At 70.0% G+C, this 16,340-nt stretch carries 14 protein-coding genes; 10 read left to right on the top strand and 4 right to left on the bottom strand.

The features are described from left to right. Positions 1-4: 4 nt before the first annotated feature. Both E1288_RS01960 and E1288_RS01955 read right to left on the bottom strand, forming a co-directional pair. The gene (locus tag E1288_RS01960) at positions 5-1,519 is read right to left on the bottom strand and encodes an acetyl-CoA hydrolase/transferase family protein (protein WP_132479743.1); all 1,515 of its coding nucleotides are present in this window, start codon (positions 1,517-1,519) and stop codon (positions 5-7) included. A gap of 320 nt (positions 1,520-1,839) precedes the next feature. Continuing rightward, positions 1,840-2,661: an IclR family transcriptional regulator domain-containing protein gene (locus tag E1288_RS01955; RefSeq protein ID WP_132479740.1), complete on the bottom strand. Its 822-nt coding sequence runs from the start codon at positions 2,659-2,661 to the stop codon at positions 1,840-1,842. A 343-nt stretch (positions 2,662-3,004) separates the two neighbouring features. Here E1288_RS01955 and E1288_RS01950 point away from each other — a divergent pair, with 343 nt between their 5' ends. Further along, positions 3,005-4,231 (top strand): MFS transporter, encoded by a 1,227-nt coding sequence (locus tag E1288_RS01950; protein WP_132479737.1) that lies wholly within the window; start codon positions 3,005-3,007, stop codon positions 4,229-4,231. 18 nt (positions 4,232-4,249) lie between these two features. Here E1288_RS01950 and E1288_RS01945 read toward each other — a convergent pair whose 3' ends face one another. After that, positions 4,250-5,485 carry an FAD-dependent oxidoreductase gene (locus E1288_RS01945; protein ID WP_132479734.1) on the bottom strand — a complete coding sequence of 412 codons (1,236 nt, stop codon included), beginning with the start codon at positions 5,483-5,485 and terminating at the stop codon, positions 4,250-4,252. Between the two features lie 64 nt (positions 5,486-5,549). Between E1288_RS01945 and E1288_RS01940 the strand changes: the two genes are divergently transcribed. The 8 genes from E1288_RS01940 to E1288_RS01905 all read left to right on the top strand — a co-directional run bounded on the left by E1288_RS01940 (position 5,550) and on the right by E1288_RS01905 (position 14,358). Next, positions 5,550-6,143: a TetR/AcrR family transcriptional regulator gene (locus tag E1288_RS01940; protein WP_132479731.1), complete on the top strand. Its 594-nt coding sequence runs from the start codon at positions 5,550-5,552 to the stop codon at positions 6,141-6,143. Between the two features lie 90 nt (positions 6,144-6,233). Further along, entirely contained in the window at positions 6,234-6,644 is a 411-nt protein-coding gene (locus E1288_RS01935) for a DUF7144 family membrane protein (protein WP_132479728.1), read from the top strand. 77 nt (positions 6,645-6,721) lie between these two features. Further along, positions 6,722-7,741, top strand: coding sequence for a LacI family DNA-binding transcriptional regulator (locus E1288_RS01930; protein ID WP_132479725.1), 1,020 nt, complete (start codon positions 6,722-6,724; stop codon positions 7,739-7,741). 68 nt (positions 7,742-7,809) lie between these two features. After that, positions 7,810-9,171 (top strand): ABC transporter substrate-binding protein, encoded by a 1,362-nt coding sequence (locus E1288_RS01925; protein ID WP_235883275.1) that lies wholly within the window; start codon positions 7,810-7,812, stop codon positions 9,169-9,171. Beyond that, complete coding sequence (locus E1288_RS01920) at positions 9,168-10,109, top strand: carbohydrate ABC transporter permease (protein WP_132479722.1); 942 nt, start codon at positions 9,168-9,170, stop codon at positions 10,107-10,109. Before E1288_RS01925 ends, E1288_RS01920 begins: the two co-directional genes overlap by 4 nt. Next, on the top strand, positions 10,102-10,941 hold the full coding sequence (locus E1288_RS01915) for a carbohydrate ABC transporter permease (protein ID WP_132479719.1): 840 nt from the start codon (positions 10,102-10,104) through the stop codon (positions 10,939-10,941). The genes E1288_RS01920 and E1288_RS01915 overlap by 8 nt, the downstream gene beginning before the upstream one ends. Before the next feature lie 34 nt (positions 10,942-10,975). Next, on the top strand, positions 10,976-12,922 hold the full coding sequence (locus E1288_RS01910; protein WP_132479716.1) for a cellulase family glycosylhydrolase: 1,947 nt from the start codon (positions 10,976-10,978) through the stop codon (positions 12,920-12,922). Positions 12,923-13,161: 239 nt separating this feature from the next. Continuing rightward, a complete protein-coding gene (locus tag E1288_RS01905; RefSeq protein WP_132479713.1) occupies positions 13,162-14,358 on the top strand; it encodes an FAD-dependent monooxygenase in 1,197 nt (398 codons plus the stop codon). A gap of 21 nt (positions 14,359-14,379) precedes the next feature. Here the strand turns inward: E1288_RS01905 and E1288_RS01900 are convergent, their stop codons facing one another. Beyond that, on the bottom strand, positions 14,380-15,324 hold the full coding sequence (locus E1288_RS01900) for an alpha/beta fold hydrolase (protein WP_235883274.1): 945 nt from the start codon (positions 15,322-15,324) through the stop codon (positions 14,380-14,382). A 61-nt stretch (positions 15,325-15,385) separates the two neighbouring features. On the opposite strand from E1288_RS01900, the gene E1288_RS01895 reads away from it, so the two are divergent. After that, positions 15,386-15,937 (top strand): helix-turn-helix domain-containing protein, encoded by a 552-nt coding sequence (locus tag E1288_RS01895; RefSeq protein ID WP_132479710.1) that lies wholly within the window; start codon positions 15,386-15,388, stop codon positions 15,935-15,937. Positions 15,938-16,340: the final 403 nt, after the last annotated feature.

Genomic DNA, 16,340 nt, shown 5'->3' with positions numbered 1-16,340 from the left:
GCCGCTAGGCCGGGCGCATGGTTCCTTCGTCGAGGTAGCGCTGGTGCCAGGACAGGGCCTCCCCGAGGAGGTGCGGGGTGTGGCGGCCGAACGACGATTCCGAGGCGCGATCGAAGTAATCCCGCAGCGCCGGGCGGAAATCGGGATGCGCGCACCGCTCGATGATCAGCTCCGCGCGCCTGCGGGGCGAGAGGCCGCGCAGATCCGCCAGGCCCTGCTCGGTCACGATCACGTCGACGTCGTGCTCGGTGTGGTCCACGTGCGAGACCATCGGCACGATCGAGGAAACGGCGCCGCCCTTGGCCACCGACGGCGTCACGAAGATCGACACGTAGGCGTTGCGCGCGAAGTCCCCCGAGCCGCCGATGCCGTTCTGGATCCGGCTGCCCATCAGGTGCGTCGAGTTGATGTTGCCGTAGATGTCGGCCTCCACGATGCCGTTCATCGCCAGGCAGCCGAGCCGGCGCACGACCTCCGGGTGGTTGCTGATCTCCTGCGGCCGCAGCACGATCTTGTCGCGGTAGGCGGCGGCATCGCGGTTGAAGCGGTCCACCGCCGCCGGGCTCAGCGAGAAAGCGGTCGCGGACGCCATCCGGAGCTTGCCCGACTCGATCAGGTGCAGCATCCCGTCCTGGATCACCTCGGTGTAGGCGGTCAGCCCGTCGAACGGGCCCGCCTGCAGCCCGGCGAGGACGGCGTTCGCCACGTTGCCCACCCCGGACTGCAGCGGGAGCAGGTCCCGCGGCAGTCGGCCGGACCGCACCTCCAGGTCCAGGAAGTCCAGCACGTGCCCGGCGATCCGCCCGGACGTCTCGTCCGGTGGCGTGAAAACCGTGTTGCGGTCGGGCGATTCGGTCTCGACCACCGCGATCACCTTGTCCGCCGGGCATTCCAGGTACGGCACGCCGATCCGGTCGGCGGGATGCGTGATCGGGACGGGCTTGCGCCGCGGCGGCAGCGCCGTCCCGTAGTAGATGTCGTGCATCCCTTCCAGGTGCTCGCTCTGCCACGAGTTGACCTCGAGGATGACCCGGTCGGCCCGCTCCAGCCAGGTCTTGTTGTTGCCCACCGACGACGACGGGATCAGGCGGCCGTCCTCGGTGATGCCGCTGACCTCCACGACGGCGACGTCCAGTTCGCCGAAGACGCCCTGCCACACGCGCTGCGCGACGTGCGAGAGGTGGATGTCGGTGTAGTCCATCCGGCCCGAGTTGATCTTCTCGCGGGTGACCGGGTCGGACTGGTACGGCAGTCGCAGGTCGATGCCCTCCACCTCGGCGAGCGCGCCGTCGAGCTCCGGGGCGGTGGACGCGCCGGTCCACAGGCCGACCTTCATCGGCTCCCCCTCCGCGCGGGCCGCGGCGACCCGCTTGGCCAGCGCGCCCGGCACCTCCTTCGGATACCCGGCGCCGGTGAAGCCGCTCATGCCCACGTTGTCGCCGGTCCCGATCAGCCCGGCGGCCTCCTCGGCGTCGACGATCTTCGCCGCCAGCTGCCGGTTCCGAACCCTGCGGGTCATGTCCGCCCCTCCCGCTCCGTCGAGGTCGAAGGCGCCACCCGCGATTCGCCGAACGCCGCCGGGATGGCCTGATGTGACGGGGATCCTAAGCACGGAGCGCAGCGGAAAATAGCTGTGACGCAGGGCACCATGGCCGCGAGGACTCCGCAGAGCAGCGCCGAATCCCGGTGTTTTCGCTGGTGGACAAGGCAAATCGGCGCGACGCCGGTGCGCGGGAAGTCGTCGGCGGCTCGTTCGCACGGCGACACGAGCGGTCGTCCAGCGAACAACCGAGGCCGCGCTGATTTCGCGCGAAATCGCCAGCACCGCCCGGCGCCGCATCACATGCCTGGTGGCGGTACGCGGCCGGGCGCCCCGGGGCGGCTCGCCGGCGGCTTCAGCCGCAGGTCCGCTTCGATCCGGGCCGCCGTCGCCACCAGCAGCGGCACGATCTCGCGCCGCACGCTGTCCTCCGACGCGCTGTGCGCGTCCAGCGAGACGTTGACCGCCGCGAACACCTTCCCGTCGGCGTCGCGGATCGGCGCGGCGACACCGCGCAGGCCCTCCTCCAGTTCGCTGTCGGAGATCACGAAGCCCTGCCTGCGGACCTTGCCGAGATCCGCGAGCAGGCCTTCGCGGGTGGTGATGGTGCGCGGCGTGAGCGCCGTCAGGTCCGTCGAGCGCAGCCGCGCCTCCAACCGCTCCGGCGGCATCCCGGCCAGCAGCACCTTGCCCATCGACGTGGCGTGCGCGGGGAAGCGGGTGCCGACCGGGATCGCCACGGACAGCAGCTTCGGGCTCGGCACCTGCGCGATGTAGCAGATCTCATCGCCTTCGAGCACGGCCACCGCGGTCATCTCCCGCAGTTCCCGGGTGAGCCGGCGCAGGTGCGGCTCGGCGATCTGCGGCAGCGACCGGCTGGACAGGTAGGCATAGCCGAACTCCAGGACCTGCGGCGTCAGCGCGAAGTGCCGCTCGTCGTGGCGGACGTAGCCGAGGTCGACCAGCGTCAGCAGGATCCGCCGGGCCCCGGCCCGGTCCAGGCCGCTGGCCTGCGCCACCTCGGTCAGCGTCAGCTCGGCCCGCCCGGGCGAGAACGCCCGCAGCACCGACAGGGTCCGCTCGACCGAGCGGACGAAGTGCCCACCACGTTCCTCCGGCACGCCGCCTCCCGCTCCTCCCGGCTGGATGTCCCGCCCGATTCTGCGCCGCGAGCCCCCGGGTCCACTAAGGACACCTGTCGATGCGACCTAGCACCGCCCTCACTCTATTGAGTGACAATGCCGATTCGTCCACTACGCACCGTGTCTCGTTTCACGGCCCGCGAGGTGGACAGGACCGGCGCCGGACCCCGAAACTGGACACCGAACAACCGACGGTGACGTGGCCAGCATTTGGGCCGGACTTCTTCGCGTATTCCTTCTGTATCGATACAGATAGCGTCCCGTCAGCGGCCATCACGACCCGCCGCGCTCCCCCGATCCCCGCTTCCCCGATAGGAGAACTGTGCCCTTCGCGCTGCTCGCACTGGCCATCGGCGCCTTCGGCATCGGCACGACCGAGTTCGTCATGATGGGCGTGCTGCCCCAGGCGGCCGCCGACCTCGGCGTGTCGATCCCGACCGCAGGCAACCTGATCACGGGTTACGCGCTCGGCGTGGTGATCGGTGCCCCGGCCCTGACGATCCTGGGCGCGCGACTGCCCCGCAAAGCCATGCTCGTCGGCACTATGGGCCTCTTCACGGTCGGCAACCTGCTCTTCACGCTGTCCCCGAGCGCGGAGATCGGCACGGCGTTCCGGTTCCTGGCGGGCCTGCCGCACGGCGCGTTCTTCGGCGCCGGCGCCGTCGTGGCCACCAGCCTCGTCGGGCCGGGCAACCGCGCCAAGGCCATCTCGATGATGTTCATGGGCCTCACGCTGGCCAACGTCGTCGGTGTGCCGCTCGGCACGCTGCTGGGCCAGCAGTTCGGCTGGCGCGCCACGTTCGCCGTGGTCGCCGCCATCGGTCTCCTCGCCGTCGCCGCCATCCTCCGGCTGGTGCCCGCCCAGGGCCGCCCCGCACCCTCGGAGGCCTCGGTGCGCGGGCAGCTCGCCGCGTTCCGCCTGCCGCAGGTGTGGCTGGCGCTGGCGATCGTGACCTTCGGCCTCGGCGGCACGTTCGCCTGCCTGAGCTACCTGACCCCGATCCTCACCGACGTCTCCGGGTACTCCCCGACCGGCGTGACGGGCCTGCTGGTGCTGGCCGGGCTCGGCATGACGCTGGGCAACTTCCTGGGCGGCCGGATCGCCGACAAGGCTCTGATGCCCGGCCTGTACGCCGTGCTGATCGGGCTGGCCGTGGTGCTCGGCGCGTTCACCATCACCTCCGGCGACAAGCTGGCCGCCGCGGTGACGGTCTTCGTGATCGGCGCCCTCGGCTTCATGGTCGCGCCGATCATGCAGGCCGTGGTGATGGACAAGGCCGGCGGGGCTCCGGCGCTCGTGTCGGCGGCGCTGCAGTCCGCCTTCAACGTCGCGAACTCCATCGGCGCCTACGCCGGTGGCCTGGCGATCGCCCACGGCCTCGGCCTGCTGTCGCCGAACCTGGTCGGTTCGGCGCTTTCGGTGATCGGCCTCGCGCTCGCCGCGCTCTCCGGAACCCTGGAGCGCAACAGCGAGCGCGCGGCGGTCACTCCGGCAGAAACGGCAGGAATCCCGGCCATGCGGACGGAACGCGAGCTGGTCGCGGCCTGATCCTCCACTGCGGACAGATCAGGCCGCCGCCCTGCGCGCGAACGCGGGAGCGTGTTCGGGGAGGACCCCCATTCCGCCGATGTAGGCGGTCAAACCACGCAGGAACGGCGCGCGTTGCAGGGCGCGCAGCATCAGCGGCAGCTTGTTCTCGTCGAGCGTGCCGTCGAGCGCCGGCCGCAGCAGCATCTCGTGCTCGCCGTGCTGCGACTGCTGCGCCACCGCCATCGGCAGCCACCGGCGGCGCTGGATCTTCGCCAGCGCCGCGGCGGGAACCCGGCCGTGCCGAAGCGGTTCCGCCAGCACCCGGGCCGCCGCGACGGCGTCCTGCACGGCGAGGTTGACGCCGACGCCGCCGACCGGCGACATCGTGTGCGCGGCGTCGCCGATGCACAGCACGCCGTCGCCGTACCAGCGGCGAAGCCGGTTCATCTCCACCCGCAGCAGCTTCACGTCGTCCCACGAGCGCACCGACTCCAGCCGGGCTTCCGGCCAACCGAACAGTTCGGCCAGCCGCGCCCGGAACACCGCGATGTCCTGCGCCCGCAGGGCCTCGTTCCGGCCCTTCCCGATCAGGTAGGAAGTCTGGAAGTAGTCGCCGCGGTCCATGGTGACCGAGACCTGCCCGCCACCGAAGTGGCCGAACACCTCGCCGTCGGCGTCGCCGCCGACCTTGGGCACCCGGACCTGCCACACGTCCATCGGCACGTCGTAGGAGATCGGCCGCAGCCCGGCCTCCCGGCGCACCACCGACCAGCGGCCGTCGCAACCGACGGTCAGCGGCGCGGCGAGTTCGCGCTCCGCGCCGTCGGCGTCGCGGTAGTGCACGCCTGTGGTGCGACCGGCACCGTCCTTGCGCAGTCCGGTCACGGCGCTGCACATGCGCAGCGTGAACGACGACTCCTCAGCGGCCGCGGTGGCCAGCAGGTCGAGGAAGTCCCACTGCGGCACCATCGCGATGTGCCGGTACGGCTCACGGAGCCGCCCGAAGTCGGCCATGACCACCGTCTTGGAGCCGATCTGGATGCGCATCTTCGCCAGCTTCCCGGCCGGCAGCTCGGCGAACCGCTCACCCAGACCGAGCTCGTCGAGCAGCCGCAAGGTGGAGGGATGCACGGTGTCGCCGCGAAAATCCCGCAAGAAGTCCTGGTGCTTCTCCAGCACCGTCACCGCCACGCCGGCGCGCGCGAGCAGCAGGCCCAGCATCATCCCCGCCGGGCCGCCGCCGACGATGCAGCACTGCGTTCGATCTGTCATGGCGACCACGCTAGCAGAAACTTAGAGCCTCTCTAATTTTAGATCTCATGTAGAATTGGCGACCATGAGTGACCGGCCCGGGCTGCGGGAGCGGAAGAAGCGGCGCACCAAGCAGGCCCTGATCGAGGCGGCCATCCGGCTGTTCGACGAGAAGGGCTACGACAGCACGACCGTCGCCGAGATCGCGGCGGCCGCCGAGGTGTCGCCCGCGACGTTCTTCAACTACTTCTCGGCCAAGGACGAGGTCGTCTTCGCAGACGACGTGCTCTACGACGGCCTGGTCCAGGAAGCCTTCGCCGGCCGCTCCGCCGACGAGCAGCCGGAAGACCTGCTGCTGCGCACGATTCACCAGCTGAGCACCGCCGACGCCTGGAGCTTCCCCTTCGACCACGAGCTGACCAGGATCAGGGCCCGGCTCATCGCCACCGTCCCGGCCCTGCGCGCGGGCGCTTTGCTCCGCAACGCCTCCCTGCAGCAGCGGCTCGCGCACGCGCTCCGCGAGGCGTATCCCGAGGAGCTCGACGCGCTGCACGCCGCGGCGCTGACCGGGGCCCTGATCGGCGCGATCGACGCGGTCATGCACTCCGACCTCGACTGGGAACCGACCACCGACGTCGTCCGGCAAGCCGCGGAGATCGCGCTGCGTGGCCGCCGCTGAACAGCGCAAGCCAAGGTCTTTGGCCCCTGGATCAAGCAGTTCCGCCTCCCGCACGGTAAGTCTCAGGCAGGGCTATCAGAGGAGGCCGTGATGACCACGCACGGAGCACGACGCATGCACACCGGCTGGGTGGGATGGGTGTACTTCGCCGCCACCATCCTGCTGCTGGCCGGCATCGTCCAGGTCATCACCGGGGCGATCGCGTTCGCCCGCTCCGGCACGACGTACGTGACGCCGGCCGGATCGGCGGTGCAGGTCAGCTACGCCGGGGTCGGCTGGAGCTTCCTGATCACCGGTGTCGTGCTCGCCGCCACCGGAGTCGGGCTGTTCAGCGGCCGCACCTGGGCGCGTGCCGTGGCCATCGCCATGGCGGTGATCAGCATCCTGACCAACATCGCCTTCTTCACGACCTATCCGCTGTGGTCGGCGGTGGTGATCGTGCTCGACGTGGTCGTGATCTACGCGCTGGCCGCCCACGGCCGGGAGGCCGCCCCCCGGTAGCCCCACACCAGTACGCTGCGCTCCGGGACGTCGCGCCGCCCCGGTGTTCTCCGGCGCGGGCCGGGAAGGAGCGCCGGGTGAAGCGGCCGACGATCATCGACATCGCCCGGGAGGTCGGGGTTTCGAAGGCCGCCGTCTCCTACGCGCTCAACGGGCGCGCCGGGGTCTCGCCGCAGACCCGGGAGCGGATCCTCGACGTCGCGACGGCGATGGGCTGGCGGGCCAGCAGCGCGGCGCGCGCCCTGTCCAACGACCGGGCGGCGAACGTCGGCATCGTGCTCGCCCGCTCCCCGGAGGTGCTGCGCACCGAGCCGTTCTTCATGCAGATGCTGGCCGGCCTGGAGCAAACCCTTTCGGCGGACGGGTTTTCGCTGCAGCTCGCGCTAGCGGCGGACACCGGCACCGAGCTGGACACCTACCGGCGCTGGTGGGCGGAGCGGCGGGTCGACGGCGTGGTGCTGACCGACCTCCGGATCTCCGACCCGCGCCCGGAGCTGCTGCGCGAACTGGGGACGCCAGCGGTGTTCTTCGGCACCGCGGGGCCGATGCCGGGGGTCCCGGTCCTGCGGGCCGACGAGGACGAGGCCATCCGCAGCGCGATCACGCACCTCGCGGAACTCGGCCATCGCCGGATCGGGCACGTGCAGGGGCCGCCCGATCTCCAGCACACCGTCCGGCGGGCGGACGCGCTGCGCCGAGCCGTGGGCGAAGCGCCGGGCCTCTCGGTGCACCACGCGCCCGGCGATTACACCGAGGAGGGCGGGGTTCGCGCCACGCGCCGCCTGCTCTCAGCACCGAATCCCCCGACGGCGGTCATCTACGACAACGACGTGATGGCGGTCGCGGCGGTGGTGCACGCCGAGGAGCTGGGCGTGCGGGTTCCGGCCGATCTCTCGGTGCTGGCGTGGGACGACTCGATGTTGTGCCAGGTGGTTCGCCCCGCGATCACCGCGTTCGCGCACAGCGTCGTCGTGGATTCCGCCACCGCCGCGCGCATGCTGCTGGAGCTGATCGAGACCGGTTCGGCCGACGACGGCGAGCTGTCGCCGCGGACGCTGGTGCCGCGCGGGAGCACCGCGACCGCTCCCGGCAACTGACCGACCAACGGTAACGAAATGATCACGGCGCCGATCTGTCCTTCTGATTAACCGGTTAAGTCCCTAGCTTGAGCCAGGGGTCCAACGACGGGCCCGACGAAGCCGAGGAGGCTTTCGTGCTCAAGCGCTCACTCCTGGCGGTGCCGCTGGTCGCGGCATTGCTCGCCGGCGCGCTCACCGGCTGCGCGGCACCGGCCGACGACGACAACACGATCACCTACTGGGCGAGCAACCAGAGCAAGAACGCCGCGCAGGACCGGGAAATCCTCGGCGAAGAGCTCGCCGAGTTCACCGCCCGGACCGGCATCGAGGTCAAGCTGGAGGTGATCGGCTGGTCCGACCTGCTCAACCGGATCCTCGGCGCGGCGACCTCCGGCGTGGGCCCGGACGTGGTGAACCTCGGCAACACCTGGGCCGCGTCCCTGCAGGCGACCGGCGCGTTCGTGCCCTTCGACGACGCGCTGATGAACCGCTTCGGCGGCCGGGACCGGTTCCTCGACAGCAGCATGAGCTCCGCCGGGATGCCCGGGCGACCGCCGGCTTCGCTGCCGCTGTACGGGCTGTCCTACGGCCTGTTCTACAACAAGAAGCTGTTCGCGGAGGCCGGCATCACCGAGCCTCCGAAGGACTGGCGGGAGTTCATCGACACCGCGAAGCGGCTCACCGACCCGGCGCGCGGCCGCTGGGGACTCACCATCCCCGGCGCCAGCTACACCGAGAACGCGCACTTCGCGTTCATGTTCGGCCGCCAGGAGGGCACGCACCTCATCGACGAGCGCGGCAGCCCGTCGTTCGCATCGCCGGAAGCCGTCGCCGCCGTGCAGCGCTACATCGACCTGATGGCCTCGGCCCGGGTGGTGGATCCCGACGACGCCGAGGAGGGCAATTCCTCCGGCGCGGCAGCGGATTTCGTGGACGGTGACGCCGCGATGCTGATCGCGCAGAACAGCGTCATCCCGACACTGCACGACAACGGGATGGCCGAAGCGGACTACGGCGTCGTGCCGATGCCAGTGCCCGATCCCCTGCCGCCCGGCGGCCGGGCCGTGCGCAGCCACGTCGCGGGTTCGAACGTCGCGGTGTTCGCCGACAGCCCGCGCCGGGAACAGGCCCTCAAGCTGGTCGAATTCCTCACCAGCAAGGAGGTCCAGGCGTCGCTGAACGAGAAGTACGGCACGCTGCCGGTGGTCGAGGACGCCTACGACGATCCGGTCTTCCACACGCCCAAGAACCAGGTGTTCAGCGAAGTGCTGGCCGGCGGCTCGGAAACCGTGCCGATGATCCCCAACGAGGCGCACTTCGAAACGACGGTCGGTGCGGCGATGCGCGACCTGTTCGCGGCCACCGCCACCGGACGACCACCCGGCGCGGAGGACGTGCGCGAGGCGCTGGCCGAGGCGGAGCAGAAGATGCGGGGGACCGGAGGATGACGGCCACCACACCGATTCCGGCGCGGCGTCGCGGGTGGACGCCGAGCCGGCGCGCGCTCCCCTACCTGCTGATCGCGCCCGCGCTGGCCTTCGAGCTGCTGGTGCACCTGGTGCCGATGCTCGGCGGCCTGTGGATGAGCCTGCTCGAACTGACCCAGTTCCACCTGCGGGACTGGGTGCGCGCCCCGTTCGCCGGCCTGGACAACTTCGGCTTCGCGCTGGACCTCGACGGCGCGGCAGGCGCGGAGCTCCTGCGCTCCTTCGCGGTCACGCTGGCCTACGCGATCCTGACCGTCGGGCTGTCCTGGACGCTCGGTCTCTTCGCGGCGACGCTGCTCCAGCGCAGCTTCCCCGGCCGCGCCGTGCTTCGCACGCTGTTCCTGGTGCCGTACGCGCTGCCGGTCTACACCGCGGTCATGGTTTGGAAGTTCATGCTCGACCGCAGCGACGGCATGGTCAACACCGTGCTGGGCGACCTCGGGGCCGGCGCGGGCGGCACCTTCTGGCTGCTGGGCGACAACGCCTTCGGCAGCATCGTCGTCACCTCGGTCTGGCGGCTGTGGCCGTTCGCGTTCCTCGTCCTGATGGCCGGGATGCAGTCCATCCCGGCCGACGTCTACGAGCAGGCCACAGTGGACGGTGCGGGGATCTGGCAGCAGTTCCGGTCCATCACGGTGCCGATGCTGCGGCCGGTGAACCAGGTCCTGGTGCTGGTGCTGTTCCTGTGGACGTTCAACGACTTCAACGTGCCCTACATCCTGTTCGACAAGTCGGTGCCGGGCGCCGCCAACCTGCTTTCCATCCACATCTACGGAAGCTCGTTCCTCACCTGGAACTTCGGCCTGGGCTCGGCGATGTCCGCGCTCCTGCTGCTGTTCCTGCTGCTGGTGACCGCGGGCTACCTGGCCTTCACCTCGCGGAGGTTGAAAGATGTCTGAGCCGCGGTGGTTCCGCCTCCTGCGGGTGGGCGGGCTGACCTTCCTGGCGCTGTTCACCGCGCTGCCGCTGTACGTGATGGTGACCTCGGCGGTGAAGCCGCTGGGCGACGTGCAGGACCGGTTCCGGTGGCTGCCGGTGAACATCACGTTCCAGCCGTTCGTCGACATGTGGTCGACGATCTCGCTGGCCGACTACTTCGTGAACAGCACCGCGGTGGCCCTGGGCGCCGCGGCGCTGTCGGTGACCATCGCCGTGTTCGCCGCGTACGCGATCAGCCGGTTCCGCTTCCGCGGCCGCAACGCGTTCCGCATCGTCGTGCTGTCCACCCAGATGTTCCCCGGCATCCTGTTCCTGCTGCCGCTGTACCTGATCTACGCCACGATCGGCCGGCTGACCGGCATCGCCCTGCACGGCAGCCACCTCGGCCTGATCATCACCTACCTGACGTTCTCGCTGCCGTTCGCGATCTGGATGCTGGTCGGCTACTTCGACTCCATCCCGAAGGACCTCGACGAGGCGGCGCTGATCGACGGCGCGAGCCCGGTGAGCGCCCTGCTCAGGGTGGTGCTTCCCGCCGCGCGACCGGGCATCGCCGCGGTGGCGATCTACGCGTTCATGACGGCGTGGGGCGAGACCCTGTTCGCCTCGATCATGACCGACTCGGGTTCTCGCACGCTCGCGGTCGGGCTGCGCGAGTACGCCACGCAGACCTCGGTGTACTGGAACGAGGTGATGGCGGCGTCGCTGGTCGTCAGCATCCCGGTGGTCATCGGGTTCCTGCTGCTCCAGCGATACCTGGCCCAGGGGCTGACCGCGGGCGCGGTCAAGTGACCTGTTGGATCCACCAGCCGAGAAAGGGCGATCGATGCGACGCAACTCCGCCAAGGTGACCGTGGCCGGGGAACCGGCCGTGTGGCTCGGCGCGAACTTCTGGTCGCGCACCGGCGGGCCGCTGATGTGGCGGAACTACTCGCCGCGGGTCGTGCGCGAGGAACTGCGGGTGCTCCACGAGCACGGCCTGCGGCAGACGCGTTCCTTCTTCTACTGGCCCGACTTCATGCCGGCCCCGGACAGCGTCGACGCGGAGAAGGTCGAGCACTTCGCCGACTTCCTGGACGCGCACCGGGAGATCGGCATGTCGTCGATCCCGACCTTCATCGTGGGGCACATGTCCGGCGACAACTGGGATCCGGCGTGGCGGGACGGCCGCGACCTCTACGCCGACGTCTGGCTGGTGTCCCGGCAGGCGTGGTTCGTGCAGCGGATGACCGAGCGCTTCGCCGCGCACCCGGCGGTCGCGGGCTGGCTGATCAGCAACGAGATGCCGATCTACGGCCGGTTGCGGCACGAACCGAAGGCGCCGACCGAGCAGGTCACCAGCTGGGCGCAGCTGATGGTGCAGGCGGTCCGGGCCGGCGGCGGGCACCAGCCCGTGTCGCTGGGCGACGGCGCGTGGGGCATCGAGGTCACCGGCACGGACAACGGGTTCTCGGTCCGCGAGACCGGTGCGCTGGTGGACTTCGTCGGCCCGCACGTGTACCGGATCGACAGCGACCCGGTGCGCCAGCACCTCGGCGCGGCGTTCATCTGCGAGCTGGCCGCGGTGGGCGGCAAGCCGGTGGTGCTGGAGGAGTTCGGCCTCTCCAGCGACCAGGTGTCGCCGGAGCACGCCGCGCACTACTACCGGCAGACGCTGCACAACTCGCTGCTCGCCGGATCGACCGGCTGGGTGGCGTGGAACAACACCGACTACGACGACCTCGTCGAGCAGGGACCGTACTCGCACCACCCCTTCGAGATGCACTTCGGCATCACCGACGACGCCGGGAACCCGAAGCCGCCGCTGCACGAGCTGGCCGCGTTCGCCGACGTGCTATCCACTGTGGACTTCGCCCGGTGCGAGCGCACCGATGCGCAGGCGGCGCTGGTGGTGACCGAGTACCTGGAGCACGGCTACCCGTTCAGCCAGGACGACGACCGGCCGCTCGTCTTCAGCTCGCTGCAGCAGGCGTACGTGGCCGCGCGGGAGGCCGACCTGCCCGTCGGGTTCACCAGGGAACGCGACGGCATCGACCCGGACTGCTCGCTGTACCTGCTGCCGTGCACCAAGCAGATCCAGGGGCCGACCTGGCAGTGGCTGCGCGAGCGGGTGGCGCAGGGCGCGGTGCTGTACCTGTCCTACACCGCCGGCGAGGTCGGGCACCACCGGCAGCCGTGGATCCCGTACCTGGACGAGACCTTCGGCGTCGCGAAGGAGATGACCTACGGCGTGGTCGACGAGGTGGCCGACGAGGTCGTCGAGTTCACCTTCGCCGAGGACTTCGGCGGCATCGCCGAAGGCGAGGTGCTGCGCTTCCGGGTCGGCGGCAACGAGCACAGCCGGGCGTACCTCCCGGTCCACCCGCGCGGAGCGACGGTGGTGGCCACCGACGCGCACGGCAGGCCGGCCCTGCTGCGTCACCGCAGCGGGCAGGGCGAGACCGTGCTGTGCACCTATCCGATCGAGCACTTCGCGGCGCGGAACGCGCGCGTCAACCCGGAGGACACGCACCGGCTTTACGCGGCGCTGGCCGAGATCGCCGGCATCGAGCGGCCGATCGCGGTCGACGATCCGCGGGTGTTCGCGGACGAGCTCCGGCACGAGGACGGGCGCCGGTTCGCCTGGCTCGTCAGCCAGCACGGCCAGGAGATCACGACAACGCCCCGAGCGGACGGTTCTTCCTTGCACGACACCAAGACCGGTGAACTCCTTTCCAAGGTCACGCTCCCCGCCTACGGCGTGCGGGTCGTCGAACTGCGCGCGGAGCGGTAACGCCGGGTCGTGGGCCTTCCGGGCTGCTGCGGCAGCCCGGAAGGCTCGCGGTAGGTGCATGTCGGGGGCGAAAGTCCCTTGTCCCGCAGCTCCGGTAGCGGGCAGGCGGCGGCGCCCATGCGACCGGCTTCCCACCGGTGTACAACGGGGTCGTACCGACCCATGCGGACACCGGTCGCTCGTGGCGCTCACGAGCATTCCGCGGTCACCACTCATCTCGCTGCTCGTGTGGAGACGCCATGAAGATCGTGTGCATCGGGGCCGGGCCGGCCGGCCTCTACCTGGCCATCTCGGCGAAGCTCAGGGACGCCGGGCACGACATCACCGTGATCGAACGGGACCCGCCGGGCGCCACCTACGGCTGGGGCGTCGTGTACTGGGACGACCTGCTGGACATCCTGTACCGCAACGACCGGGAGAGCGCGGAGCAGATCCGCGCCGCCTCGACGCTGTGGCGGGAGCAGGTCGTCTCGCTGCACGGCACCGAACACGCCTACATGGGCGGATACGGGTACAGCGTGAACCGCGCGCCACTGCTGGAGATACTCGCCCAGCGCGCCACCGACCTCGACGTGGACGTCCAGTACGAGCACGCCGCGGAAGACCTGTCGGAGTTCGCCGACGCCGACCTGATCGTGGTCGCCGACGGCGCGAACAGCCGCACCCGGCAGCGCTACGCCGAGGAGTTCGGCACCCAGGTCGACCAGGGCCACAACCCCTACATCTGGCTGGGCACGGACCGGGTGTTCGACATGTTCACCTTCGACTTCGAAGAAACACCCGAGGGCTGGATCTGGTTCCACGCCTACCCCTCCAGCTCCGGCATCAGCACCTTCATCGTCGAATGCCAGGACACGACCTGGCGCCGACTGGGGTTCGACCGGCTCGGCGACGACGAGAGCATGCGGTTGCTGGAGGACATCTTCGACCAGCCGCTGGCAGGGCACTCGCTGATCAGCGCCGCCCGGGGAAGGCCGGCCTCCTGGCAGCGCTTCACCCAGGTCTACAACCAGACCTGGCGCCACGAGAACATGGTGCTGATCGGCGATGCCGCGCACACCACGCACTTCACGCTCGGTTCCGGAACCAGGCTGGCCATGACCGACGCGGTGATGCTCGCGCACAAACTGCTGGAGTGCGAGCAAACGTCCATGGCGCTCAAGGAGTTCGACGAGGAAGGCCACGCCATGATGCGCATGGCGCAGGCCTCGGCGCGCTCCAGCATGGCGTGGTTCGAGAACACCGACCGCTACACCGACCGCAACGCCGTGGACTTCTGCTACGCGATGTCCGGCCGGAACAGCTTGCAGCCGCCGTGGCACTACCAGCACCACCTGCTGACGCAGCACCTGGTGGCGCGCAAGACCCAACGGCTGTTCGGCAACGGCTTGCGCTGGGCTCGGGCCCGCAAGCGCGGCGAGTCGCTGCGCCGCTGAAGCAGGCCGGAACGCCGTCGTTCACGACGTCCCGGCTTCGTCGAGCAGGTCGCGGATCGCGTGCAGCACGGCGTCGGGATGCTCGATGTGGATGTACTGGTGCTGGGCATCGTCGAGCACCCGCTGCTCGCCGCGGGGAACCGATGCTGCGATCGCCGCGTGAAGGTCCCGCAGGCCGTCGTGCATCCGGCGTTCGACGTCCCCGGACGCGAACTTCGCCCAGTAAGGGTTGCGCCCCATCGCGGTGACCACGATCAACGGGACGTCGGGGAGTTCTCCGCCCTGCCGGAGTTCGTCGTACAGCTCGCTCTCGAAGTTGGCCGTCTCCTGGATGCCCGTCCGCCACTCCAAGAGGTGGTGTTCGACGAGCGGCTCGCGGACCGAGTCCGGCCACTCGGCGTAGATCTGCGCGAGCGCGCTGCGGGAAGCCTCGAGTTGCTCGTCCGTCAGCTCCGGCATCTGCTCCGGATCGAGCTTCATCTGCTCGTTCAACTCGGCGGCTTCCGCCGGCATGTGGTCGCTGATGTCCTCGTGACCGGGATCCAGCAGGAGCAGACCGGCCACCTCACCGGGGAAGAGTTGCGCGAACCGGCGCGCGTAGAACGCGCCCAGCGAATGCGCGACCAGCAGGTAGGGAGCCGGGACTCCCGCTGCGCGCAGCAGGTCCCGGAGCTCGCCTGCGACCTCGACGGCGCTGCGGGGCAGGTCGGTTCGCTCGCTCCAGCCCGTGCCCGCCCGGTCGTAGAGCACGCTCGTGGTCAGTTCGGCCATCTGCTGCTGGAGGTTCAGGAAGTCCAGGCCGACCAGCCCGGCTCCGGGGAGGAACACCACGGCGGGGTCGCCGCTGCCCGAGCGGTGGAGCATCAGCCGCCGGCCTCCCACTTCGTAGTGGCTTCCCAATGGTGGCGCCTCGATCACCTCGGGGCGGTCCTCAGCTGACAGGTGCCGCATGTCGTTCCTCCGCATCGACTCATCCATACCGTTCGCAAACTTTGAGAAAGGTATCACGACATGAGAAGATTCGACTGTGGACACGTTGGAACTGCTGGTGCATCCGGTGCGGCTGCGCATCGTGCACGCCCTCTCCGGTGGTCGGCACCTCACGACCGCGCAGCTGTGCGACCGCGTGCCCGACGTCTCGAAGGCGACCGTGTACCGGCACGTCGGCCTGCTCGCGGACGCGGGCATCCTGGAAGTCGAGGAAGAACAACGAGTGCGCGGCGCCGTGGAGCGCCTGTACCGCCTGCGCCGGGAACGAGCGGTGATCGACCACGAAACGGCCATGACGGTGCCGCCGGAGGAGCACCGCCGTGGCTTCGCCACCGCCATGACCACGCTGATCGCCGAGTTCAACGCCTATCTCGACCGCGAGCGGGCCGACCCCGCCGCCGATTCCGTCGGCTACCGCCAGCACGCGATCTGGCTCAGTCCCGGCGAACTCGCCGAGATGATCGACGGGATGCGTGGCGCCATCGCGCCACAGCTGGCCAACGAGCCCGCACCGCACCGCAGCCAGTACCTGCTCAGCCCGATCCTGTTCCCGATCGAGCAACCACCCCAGGGCACGCCCGAGGAGTAGCGCCGACCGGCCAGTCGGCGCCGGACCGAGAGGCGCGGCGCGCTCTGGTGCACAGCACCCCCGCCTGGGAAGCGTGGCCGGTTCGCCACGGACTTGGCCGCAGTTCCTGGAGTTCGACCGCTTTGCCGGGCACAGCACCGGCATCACGGGCGGGTGATGTTGTGTTGATCACGATTTTTGAGTCGTTTGTCCGGAACCCGATGATCTGTTGCGCCGTTGCTACGAGCATGGGCGATGATCCCGGAAGTACCTGCCGCGCCCCTGGCGAGCCGAGGGGCGCGGACCCTGCTGGACAGCCGGCGCCTCGCGTCGGCCGCCTTGCCCGCCGGGAGCCGGCGGGCCGCACCCTCCCTCCGGAGTCGCGTCACGACCGCAGGTCGACGCCGCCCGTGACCCCGCACCG

Origin of the sequence: Saccharopolyspora elongata (assembly GCF_004348985.1) — a bacterium.
GTDB lineage: Bacteria > Actinomycetota > Actinomycetes > Mycobacteriales > Pseudonocardiaceae > Saccharopolyspora > Saccharopolyspora elongata.
The sequence above is the reverse complement of the archived record's forward strand: the minus strand, read 5'-3'. Positions and strand labels throughout refer to the sequence as shown.